Source organism: uncultured Sphingomonas sp. (genome assembly GCF_964237335.1).
Lineage (GTDB): Bacteria > Pseudomonadota > Alphaproteobacteria > Sphingomonadales > Sphingomonadaceae > Sphingomonas.
The window spans coordinates 1-9853 of the sequence record NZ_CAXSHM010000059.1 but is presented as its reverse complement, the minus strand read 5'-3'; the positions used below and the strand labels follow the sequence as shown (position 1 = coordinate 9853).

The following is a 9853-nucleotide window of genomic DNA, read 5'->3' as shown; positions in this document are numbered from 1 at the left end:
CGTCGACGGCTGGCTGTTTCCCGGCCAGCACTATCTCAAGCCGATCAGCACACGGCAGCTGCACCGCATCGTCGTGGAGGCGAGCGTGGCGGCGGGTATCGGCAAGCGCGTCGGACCGCACACGTTGCGGCACTGCTTTGCGACGCACCTGCTCGAGGACGGGATCGACGTCCGCATCATCCAGACGCTGCTCGGTCATGCGAAGCTTGAGACCACCGCCTATTACACGCAGGTCGCCACCCGGGTGCTGCGCAACGTGACCAGTCCGTTCGACAGGCTGGCGACAGCCGCCATGGAAGCGAGAGCGTCCAGCGGCTGAGCGGGCATGCGCGCCTCCATCGAGGTCGCCGACATCTTCCGCGCTGCCGGGCCCGCGTACCGCGCCGCCCGGGCCGGGCACCTGAGCCTGGACCAGCTCAAGGTCATGTCGGCGATAGAGCATTGCCGCACCGCAGTCATGGGCGGCCACGTCGAAGCCTGCACCGACTGCGGGCACTGGCGGGTCGCGTATAACAGTTGCCGCAACCGGCACTGCCCGCGGTGCCAGGGCGCGGCCGCGCGCACCTGGCTCGCCGAGCGCGAGGCCGACCTGCTGCCGGTCGGTTACTTCCACGTCGTCTTCACGCTGCCGGCCGAGGTCGCCGACATCGCGTTCCAGAACTGAGCTGCCCCCTTCCGAGTGGTCCATCGACTATGACAGTCTGGACCGAGGAAGGGACGACGAATGCCTGCGAAGAAGCACAAGCCCGAGGAGATCATCGGCAAGCTGCGTGAGGTGGAGATTGTGCTGGGCCAGGGCGGGACGACCGCTGAGGCGTGCCGGCGCATCGCGGTCAGCGAGCAGACCTATTACCGTTGGCGCAAGGAGTACGGTGGTCTGAAGACGGATCAGGCCCGGCGGATGAAGGATCTAGAGAGGGAGAACCTACGGCTGCGCCGTGCGATCTCGGACCTGACGCTGGACAAGCTCATCCTGCAGGAAGCCGCACGGGGAAATTTCTGAGCCCCGCGCGGCGCCGGCGCTGCATCGACCAAGTGAAGGAAGTGCTGGACGTATCCGAGCGGCGCGTGTGTCGCGTGCTCGGGCAGCACCGGTCGACGCAGCGCAAAGCGCCGTGCGGGGCAGATGACGAAGAGGCGCTCACCGACGACATCATCGCCTTGGCCAAGCAGTACGGGCGCTACGGCTATCGCCGGGTGACCGCGTTGCTGCATGCGGCCGGCTGGTCGGTGAACCACAAGCGCGTGGAGCGGATCTGGCGGCGCGAAGGGCTGAAGGTGCCGCAGAAGCAACCAAAGCGCGGTCGGCTTTGGCTGAACGACGGCTCGTGTCTCCGGCTGCGGCCGGAATATCCGGGGCACGTCTGGGCATACGACTTCGTCGAGGCACGCACCCACGACGGGCGCAAGTTCCGGATCCTGACCATCATCGACGAGGCCAGCCGGGAATGCCTGGCGATGATCGTCGCACGCCAGCTCAAACACGAAGACGTGCTGGCGGCCTTGGCCGACCTGTTCATCGCACGGGGTCCGCCAGCGCACATCAGATCGGACAACGGCAGCGAGTTCATCGCAACCGAGGTTCAGAAATGGCTGGGGAAGATCGGCGTGAAGACGCTTTATATCACGCCCGGCTCGCCTTGGGAGAACGGCTACAACGAGAGCTTCAACGGCTCGCTTCGTGACGAACTGCTCAACGGCGAGATCTTCTACAGCCTCGCCGAGGCCAAGGTGCTGATCGAGGCGTGGCGGCGTCACTACAACACCGTCCGCCCGCACAGTAGCCTCGGCTACCGTCCGCCGGCCCCGGAAGCGGCGACACCGCCATTGCCGGCCTCCGGTTCCGCTACGCTCCACCTGCGACCGGCAATGGCGGCGGAGACGACAATGCACTAACTAACAACCCGGACCACCCGATGGGGGCTGCTCAAGATCTTGGTCGCGAACGAATTCAAGGTCCGGCTTCCGCTCTGACCGAAGTCCGGGGCTGTTCGGCTAGTCGTCGTACATGAGCTTGGTGTTCCAGTCGCAGGCGCTGCAACCACGGATGCCCGACATCTCGAGATCGCCATTGCTCGCCTCGGCGCCTCTTCACAGTTCGAGCCGTCTAATAGCACCTAAACCAACGACCGGTTTCGGGGAACGCTCAAATCGCCGTAAACGTCGGCTTCTGGGTCAAGTATTCCAGACTGCCTCCTAGATCACGACGCGGTACCCGCCCGGATTTGTGAATGTGAGTCCATGCTTGTTCCCGTAAGCGTTTCTCGACCCCCGGTATGTCGCGCCAGTAAATGCTCCGCATCGATTCCCGCCAGCCGATGATCTGGCGGGTGTAGCCCTCGGCCGCGTTGTGCTAAGAGCCCAACCGGTAATTAAGTTCGGCTCTCATCTGCGGTGCGCGCGCGCCCCTGGGTCCGGATGCAGTCGTTTGTGATCCCCGCATAGCGCCTCCCGCCCCTGGCGCGCGTGCAGCATACACATTTAGTCTGGCTCACGCGCCGTTCCGCAGTCTCTCCGACCAGCCATCGAGAGAAGCCCCCGAGAATGCATGATTTAATTCCCGGTTGGGCTCTAAGCAACCTAATCAGGCCACCACCTCGCTCGTAAATAGCTAGGGATCGAGACATGCAAGAGTCCGAAGCGTCCGATGCTGATCACGACAAGCTGTATTCACAGGGCTGGTATGATGCATGCGAAGCAGCTTGTAATATCGCGAAAAGCCATGGGCGCTCATTGAGGGCAGCTCAGTACAGAACAGCATGCGCGAATCTCGCCGCAGAAATACGTCAGCTGGCTGCCTCCCCGCCAGATTGGCGCAAATAGGATAAGTAGCTTTGATTATACCAGGATCGGTGGACAGGAAGGCCTGTGGTCTGAACCGCCCGGCGGGATCGCGCACGACGAGCCAGCGCAGGGGCACGATGGGGCGGCCGGGATGGCTCCACACCGCGCAGCCGGTAGCGAGTTCAACAGGCCGTTCGCATTGGCCGTACCAGTCGGTGACGATATGGGTGGACCAGGGAGGCGTCGGATCGGCGAGACGCTGCGCCAGCGTCGAAAGCCGGTTGCCGGTCCTCCGCGGGCGACCTCTCGTGTCGGGCCGGCGTGGCGGAGTTGGCACGAACAGACGCGCATCGAGCCGCAGCCACGTCACCACGTAGACACGGCCGCGCACGGCATCGAGCAGGTCGATCGCAGAGAAGCCGCTGTCGGCGACGGCCACGATGCGCCGGTCGGGGAGCCACCGGGCGATCTGCAACAGCATCTGCCGGGCATCGACCAGGGATTTGTGTCGGACACCGCGCAGGTCGGCCCAGCGCTGCGACGGCATCGGCACGGTCAGGAACGGCAGCGCCCAGACCCGCCGTCCCCATGGCACCGGCACCAGCAGCATCGCCGACAGCCAACGCAGGATCGTGCAACCTGATGTCTGGAAATTGCTGCGGGGCGTGATCACCCATTCCGGCATTCCCATTTGATGTAGGCCTTATTGTCGCAGGCCCATGTTTCGTCGATCTCGACGAGAACGGCGGAGACGAGGCGCAGGAGCGCCTGGTCGTTGGGGAAGACGCGGACCTTCACGGTGCGCCGCTTGAGCTCTTGCTGGACGGCGCGCTCGATGGGGTTTGAGGTGCGTAGGCGTCGGCGATGATGCTCGGGCAGCGTGAATACAGCCAAGCCTTCGGGCACGGCGTTTTCCAGCCATGTCGCGAGACTGGTGGCGGTGTCGCGATAACCGGCAACGAGCTCATCGAGCGCGACCTGAGCCTTGGCGAGCGTGGCTGCATTCCAGACGCTGCGCAGCTCGGCACCGATGCGCTCGCGGATGGCAGTGTTGGGAGCGTGGTGGATAGCATTTGCGGCGAGGTGGAACTGACAGCGCTGCCAGGTAGCGGCACCAAGTACGGCGCGGCGAGCGGCACGCAGGCCAGCGTGATCGTCGGAGACGATGAACTGGACGCCGCGCATGCCGCGCGCGACCAGACCGTCGAGGAAGCCACGCCAGTGGACCTCGGCCTTGCGACAGGGCGACGCTGACGCCGAGCACCCGGCGCCGCTCGTCGGGGCCGATGCCGATCGCCGAGAGGACGGCGGCGTCGCGCACGACGCCGCCTGCGCGCATCTTCTCGTAGCGGGCGTCCAGGATGAGGTAGCGGATCTCACCAAGCGGGCGGTTGCGCCATGCTTCCAGTTCCTCGTCGAGCAGGGCTGCGGCGCGGCTGACCTGGGATGAAGATAGACCCTCGATGCCGAACTCGCGCAGCACTGCCTCGGCCTGACGGGTGGAGACGCCCTTCACGTACATCTCTGCAACCGCCAGCATCACCGCGCGCACCGAGCGACAGCCGCGCTCCAGCGACTGCGGGAAAAACGGCTCGGCACCGTGGCCGGCGGTCTTGGGCACCGCCACGTTCACCGTGCCCGCCGGCGTGTCGATCCGCTTAGACTTGTAGCCATTGGCATAGCCCCGGCGGTCGGTCGTGCGCTCGTAGTGCCCTGCGCCCAGGAAGCGCTCGCGCTCGATCCGCATCGCCATTTCGAAGGTCCGCGCGAACGCCGCGGCGATGCCCTCGGGGCCGTGTTCGATCAGCTGTTCCAGTACTGCCTCGATCGCCGTATCATGCCTGCTGTCCATTCGTTCTCTCCACGGCTGTGTTGCAACTCCATGGAATGCCGAAGATGGGCAGCTGGTGCCGGGGCATGCCCCGGCACCAGCTTACAAATCCCGACCCGATCGAATTTCCAGACCTCGCGTTACACAACCCAACGCAGGCCGCTGGCCTTGCCGAAATGGCCGTGGCTTGAGCGCCACCGGATCCCGGTAGATGCCCCGTGCCGCGATCTTTCCGCCTCAGCGCCGTTCGATCATGTCGTCCAGCCCGATCACCACCGGCCCGGCGGGACGAACGTTGCAACCAACCGGATAAGGAGCAACCTGGCAGCCGCCAGCGCGGACCATCGGCTTCGGCTGAGAACGTCGTGATAGCGCGAGAAGCCCGCATCCTCCCCGCGTCCGGTAACCCGCAATGCGGCTGCCGCCTTCCGGCGATGGGTCGTCAGGATCGCACAGGTCGTTCTCATGATCCTGCAGAGCTTTGCAAATCACGTCGGAGTGAGGCTGAACCAATGGCAGAAAGTGGGAAGCAATAGTTACCATGCAATGTCGTCTTCGGGTCCTGGCGGCCTTCTAAAACTCCGATCCTAAAAACGCCTCACGTTCCCGCAACTCCGTCAATGCGGGGGAGTTTCGGGAAAAGGAAATTGGGAACGAGTTTTGGGAAAACGGCTCGGCGGGAGGGCATCAACGCGGTCGATTCCCGCCGCTTTCTCGTCGTAGGTTCGATCTTGGGAAACCTTTGCCGCTTGCTCCGATTGCGAAATTTCCGGGATCGTGCAACGATCCGACGATGTGTGATCATCTGCATTTCCGATGAAGTCGGCTCATATAATGCGCGGTCTCGGCCTCCTCGGAGCGGGCGTGCTCCTGGCAGCCACTGTCACTCGCAAGCGAAAGGTCGACAGGGTAGCCCCGGAGCTGCGTAACGCGGCGCTGTTCGCGATGCCACCGCTGCGGCCGGCCCTCATTCCCCTCACCCAGCGCCTGCTGAGGATAAGGAAAGCAAAGGCGCCGATCGGCGTCCGCATGACGGAACGACGGCTGTCGGGGACTGCGGGTAATCCGGACGTTCGTGTTCTTATCCTCGAACGCGAAGGTAGCGGAGGAACGCGCCCGGCGCTGCTCTGGCTACACGGCGGCGGTTATCTGATCGGCACGCCGGAGATCGACCTGACGCTGCTTGCGCGTGTGCTGGAACGGCTCGACGTCATTGTGGTCAGCGTGGACTATCGGTTGGCGCCGCGTGATCCTTTCCCGGCCGCTCTCGACGATGCGATGACTGCGTTGCGCTGGCTGCGCGAGCAGGGCGAGGCGCTCGGCATCGATCGGGACTCTATCGCGATCGGGGGCAACAGCGCCGGCGGCGGACTTGCCGCCGCGCTCGCGCAACGCGCACACGACGAGGACGTGCCCCTGGCCTTCCAGCTTCTCATGTACCCGATGCTTGACGACAGGACGGTGCTTCGAACCGAGCATGGCAACCGCGGCGAGCTAATATGGACACCGCGCGAGAACCGCTTTGGCTGGACCTCATATCTTGGACAGCCGCCGGGCGATGATGCTCCCGCCTACGCCGCACCGGCACGCCGCCACGACCTCGTGGGCCTGCCGCCGGCATGGATCGGCGTCGGTTCCCTCGACCTGTTCCATGACGAGGATGTTGCGTACGCGCAACGCCTACTCGCGGCGGGCGTGTCTTGCGTCCTCGAGGTCGTCGCCGACGCGCCACACGCCTTTGACCTGCTGAACTTCGATACGGCGACGGCGCGCGCGTTCCATGACGGCATGATCGATGCGCTCGCTTCAGGCTATGCCGAGATTTGAAAGAGGGTGAGCCAGTGACCCTGGCCTCAGCTCGACTTTCCGCATTTTAGGCGGTGTGGCAGGCAAGATTGATCAGGTGGTCGAGTATTCCGTCGGTCGATACGCGGGTGCCGGTCCTGTTGAGACATGGCAAAAGTCTGGTCAGTCCATAATTGTCGCCGGACTGCGGCGAGCGCATCGCTGAAGGCGACGGCCTCCTTGGCGTACCAACGTGCCGAACGCACGACGATGGTGCGGGCTTTGTGGATGTCTTCGGTGAACAGGGTGATGAGCGAAAACAAGGCAAGCAGCATGGGGGTGGTGCGAGCGATGGCACGATCGGTCCACTTACGCTGCGTCTCGACGCCGAGGTGGCGACGGACCTCGGCGAAGGTCACCTCGATCGACAGCGGCGGATGAACCAGCCGAGCATGTCGGCGGACGAGACATCAGGATCGGTGGACAGGAAGGCCTGAGGCCTGAACCGTCCGGTGGAATCGCGCACGACGAGCCAGCGCAGGGGCACGACGGGACGGCCGGGACGGCTCCACACCGAGCAGCCGGTAGCGAGTTCAACGCGCCGTTCGCCCTGCCGTAGCAGTCGGTGACGATATGCGTCGACCACGGAGTCGCAGGATCGGCGAGGCGCTGCGCCAGTGTCGGGGGCCGTTCGCCGGTCAGCCGCGGGCGGCCTCTCGTGCGTGACCGGCGTAGCGGAGCTGGCACGAACAGACGCGCATCAAGCCGTAGTCGCGTCACTACGCAGATGTGGGCGCGCACGGGCTATGTTGCGCAAGCCTTGGTTCTCGCCCACTACTGACGGCGGCGGCAGTCGCCATGAGGGAGTGAGTAATGGCGCACCAGCCGCCTGCAGCTGCAGTCAACGAAAGCGAGGCGCGGCGTCCTCGCGCGGGCAGACCTGCGCAGGCGCTGATCACGCGTGCCAAAGCTGCTACCGTTGCTCTCCGTCTGATAGATCGCGACGGTCTCGACGCCCTCAGTCTTCAGGGCGTGGCACGAGAGTTGGGGGTGAAGGCACCTTCTCTATACCATCATTTTCGACACAAGGAAGAACTGCTCACCCAGGTTGCTCGGCAGTTGCTCGAAGAGGTCAATAACGAGCGTGAGGTGTGGTCGACCGATTGGGAGCAGCGGACGATCGAGTTGAGCTCGGCGACGCGACGTATCGCTCTCAAGCACCCGAATGCTGCGCCACTCACCTTGCGCTTTTTTCCGCGCCAGCTGATGCTTCCCGCATATGAGCGCCAGCTGATCGATTGCCCCTATCCGGTGGAAGCGCATGCGGTAATTCTCGAGTCAGTCGAGAAGTTCACCTACGGAACGGCGCTTTTTGCCGCCGCTGCCGAAGCTCATCACATTCCTGCGATGCCGATCATCGACGGGAGGCGCTTCCCTTACCTGGAACGAGCGTTGGAAATGGCGCCAGAAGAGGAAGCTATCTTCGTCGAATCGCTCAGAGTTCTTCTTGCCGGCTTCAGAGCACGGTATGGCAGACGAGCATCACCATGATGTCCGGGCCGGGCCGCTTAAACCGGCTCGAACCTTGGACGCTAGAAGTTGTCTCCAAGCCGAATAATACCGCCCGCCGTTTCAACGAATACGTCGAGGTCGGCAGGACTTCCAGTTGCGGTCCCGGTGCCGGTTCCACCTGCGAAAGGAATATCATTGGGGGTGGTAACGACCAGCTTGTTCGTCAGGTTCGTGCCGATTAAGCTAAGCCTCCAACGATTCTTTGCAGATGCCCGAGCAATGGAAGCGTCCAACTTGCATAGCTGTGCTGTTCGGCAAACGGCGCGAGCGCATCGGAAAAGTTGTACCGAGATCTATAAGTGACATTGGCATTTAATACGGCGTGTAGTCCAGAAGGGGTGACCGGGACATCTAAAGTACTCCAAAGGCTATCAGCAATATGGGCACTTTAGGCGCTACTCGACTTTCCAAGTTCTGGCCGTTTTACGCGCCGGTTGCAAACCTCAGATCGCAAACTTGCGCGATTGTTTGACCTGAGTAGCACGACCCTATAAAATGTGAAATCGAGCATCGTTGTACGCGGTTGATCCGTGGAGGATGAACCCCGAGACACCTGACACCCGGTAGTTAACGTCCCCTTCTATGCCGCGAGTTGTGAGTCTACCAGCTATCCCAGACCCTTGTCCGACAGAGGTGGCTCGGTTCATTTGAACAGCTCGGCGCGATTGCTAAGTGGAGCGTCCGCCGGTTTCATGCCGCTGCGAGAAGCGGCCGGTTGAAGTAGACGTGATCGGGCGTCCTGCGGTCAAGCGACGAGTGCGGGCGTCGGCCGTTGTAGAAGGCCAGATACCGGCCGATCGACGCGCGGGCCTCGCTGACAGAGGCATAGGCCCGTAGGTAAACCTCCTCGTATTTCACCGAGCGCCACAGGCGCTCGACGAACACGTTGTCGCGCCAGGCGCCGCGTCCATCCATGCTGATTGCGATCTTCTCACGTTGCAAGACGGCGGTGAACGCCATGCTCGTAAATTGGCTGCCTTGATCGGTATTGAAGATCTCCGGCGCTCCGAAGCGCGTCAGCGCTTCCTCCAAAGCTTCGATGCAGAAATCGGTCTCCAGCGTGATCGACAGCCGCCAGCTGAGCACCCGCCGGCTGAACCAGTCGACGATGGCGATCAGATAGACGAAGCCGCATGTCATCGGAATGTACGTGATGTCGGTCGCCCAAACCTGGTTAGACCGCGTCACCGCTACCTTGCGCAGCAGATAGGGATAGATCTTGTGACCCGGCGCCGGTTTCGACGTGTTCGGTCGCCGGTAGATCGCCTCGATCGCCATTTTCCTCATCAACGTGGAGACGTGCAGCCGGCCGACCTTGATGCCTTCGGCGGCAAGCAGGTCGCGTAGCATCCGGCTGCCCGCGAACGGGAAATCCATGTGCAACGCATCGATCCGTCGCATGATCGCGAGGTCGGCAGCCGAGGTTGGCCGGGGCAGATAATAGACGCTGCCGCGGCTGATCCCCAACTCCCGCGCCTGCCGCTTCACTGGCAACGCGTGGGAACGGTCGATCAACGTTTTGCGCTCGGCAACAGTCCTGCTTTGCCGAGCGCCCCGGACAAAAAATCGTTCACCAGCGTCAGCTCGCCAATCTTGGCGTGCAACGTCTTCACGTCGATCGCAGGCTCCGCCGGTTCGCTATGGCCGTCCGACCCGAAAACCCCCGCTGCCCCTTCCAGCAACTGGCCGCGCCAGATCGTGATCTGGTTCGGGTGAACGTCGAACTGCTGCGCCAGCTCGGCCAGCGTCTTCTCGCCCTTCACGGCAGCCAGGGCCACCTTCGCCTTGAAGGCCGGGCTGTGGTTCCGGCGTGTTCGCTTCGTCATCTGGGCACCCCCAATAACCCTGGCGTCATCCGGCCGAAGGTGATTCACTGCGCCT

At 63.2% G+C, this 9853-nt stretch carries 8 protein-coding genes and 2 pseudogenes; 5 read left to right on the top strand and 5 right to left on the bottom strand.

What is annotated here, in order from left to right:
• From ACFE65_RS16685 to ACFE65_RS16675, 3 genes and pseudogenes are all read left to right on the top strand, one after another.
• Positions 1–319 (top strand): tyrosine-type recombinase/integrase (locus ACFE65_RS16685; RefSeq protein WP_375383488.1); only part of this gene is annotated, 319 nt, incomplete at its 5' end.
• Positions 320–325: 6 nt separating this feature from the next.
• Positions 326–661: pseudogene (locus tag ACFE65_RS16680) on the top strand (transposase zinc-binding domain-containing protein); the annotation flags it as partial.
• A 63-nt stretch (positions 662–724) separates the two neighbouring features.
• A protein-coding gene (locus ACFE65_RS16675; protein WP_375383487.1) for an IS3 family transposase occupies positions 725–1896 on the top strand; the annotation gives its coding sequence in 2 pieces (ribosomal slippage) (positions 725–989 and positions 989–1896; 1173 coding nt in all).
• 715 nt (positions 1897–2611) lie between these two features.
• Here ACFE65_RS16675 and ACFE65_RS16670 read toward each other — a convergent pair.
• The 3 genes and pseudogenes from ACFE65_RS16670 to ACFE65_RS16660 form a co-directional block, all read right to left on the bottom strand.
• Positions 2612–3475, bottom strand: a complete 864-nt coding sequence (locus tag ACFE65_RS16670) for a transposase (protein WP_375383486.1) — start codon at positions 3473–3475, stop codon at positions 2612–2614.
• Positions 3454–3969, bottom strand: a complete 516-nt coding sequence (locus ACFE65_RS16665; RefSeq protein WP_375383485.1) for a transposase — start codon at positions 3967–3969, stop codon at positions 3454–3456. The genes ACFE65_RS16670 and ACFE65_RS16665 overlap by 22 nt, the downstream gene beginning before the upstream one ends.
• Before the next feature lie 67 nt (positions 3970–4036).
• Positions 4037–4636 (bottom strand): annotated as a pseudogene (locus ACFE65_RS16660) (transposase); the annotation flags it as partial.
• Positions 4637–5479: 843 nt separating this feature from the next.
• Here ACFE65_RS16660 and ACFE65_RS16655 point away from each other — a divergent pair.
• Positions 5480–6442 carry an alpha/beta hydrolase gene (locus ACFE65_RS16655; RefSeq protein ID WP_375383484.1) on the top strand — a complete coding sequence of 321 codons (963 nt, stop codon included), beginning with the start codon at positions 5480–5482 and terminating at the stop codon, positions 6440–6442.
• Positions 6443–6468: 26 nt separating this feature from the next.
• Here the strand turns inward: ACFE65_RS16655 and ACFE65_RS16650 are convergent, their stop codons facing one another.
• A complete protein-coding gene (locus ACFE65_RS16650; protein ID WP_375383483.1) occupies positions 6469–6819 on the bottom strand; it encodes a hypothetical protein in 351 nt (116 codons plus the stop codon).
• A 454-nt stretch (positions 6820–7273) separates the two neighbouring features.
• Between ACFE65_RS16650 and ACFE65_RS16645 the strand changes: the two genes are divergently transcribed.
• On the top strand, positions 7274–7951 hold the full coding sequence (locus ACFE65_RS16645) for a TetR/AcrR family transcriptional regulator (protein WP_375383482.1): 678 nt from the start codon (positions 7274–7276) through the stop codon (positions 7949–7951).
• A gap of 711 nt (positions 7952–8662) precedes the next feature.
• On the opposite strand, the gene ACFE65_RS16640 is transcribed toward ACFE65_RS16645, so the two are convergent.
• Positions 8663–9798, bottom strand: a protein-coding gene (locus tag ACFE65_RS16640) for an IS3 family transposase (protein ID WP_375383489.1) whose coding sequence is annotated in 2 segments (ribosomal slippage) — positions 8663–9531 and positions 9531–9798 — 1137 coding nt in all. Because the reading frame shifts where the segments join, the coding sequence is not laid out codon by codon here.
• Positions 9799–9853 lie beyond the last annotated feature (55 nt).

Coding starts and splice junctions, on each gene's coding strand:
- ACFE65_RS16670 (WP_375383486.1), bottom strand. CDS start 3,475: ATGGGAATGCCGGAATGGGTGATCACGCCCCGCAGCAATTTCCAGACA.
- ACFE65_RS16665 (WP_375383485.1), bottom strand. CDS start 3,969: ATGCGCGGCGTCCAGTTCATCGTCTCCGACGATCACGCTGGCCTGCGT.
- ACFE65_RS16645 (WP_375383482.1), top strand. CDS start 7,274: ATGGCGCACCAGCCGCCTGCAGCTGCAGTCAACGAAAGCGAGGCGCGG.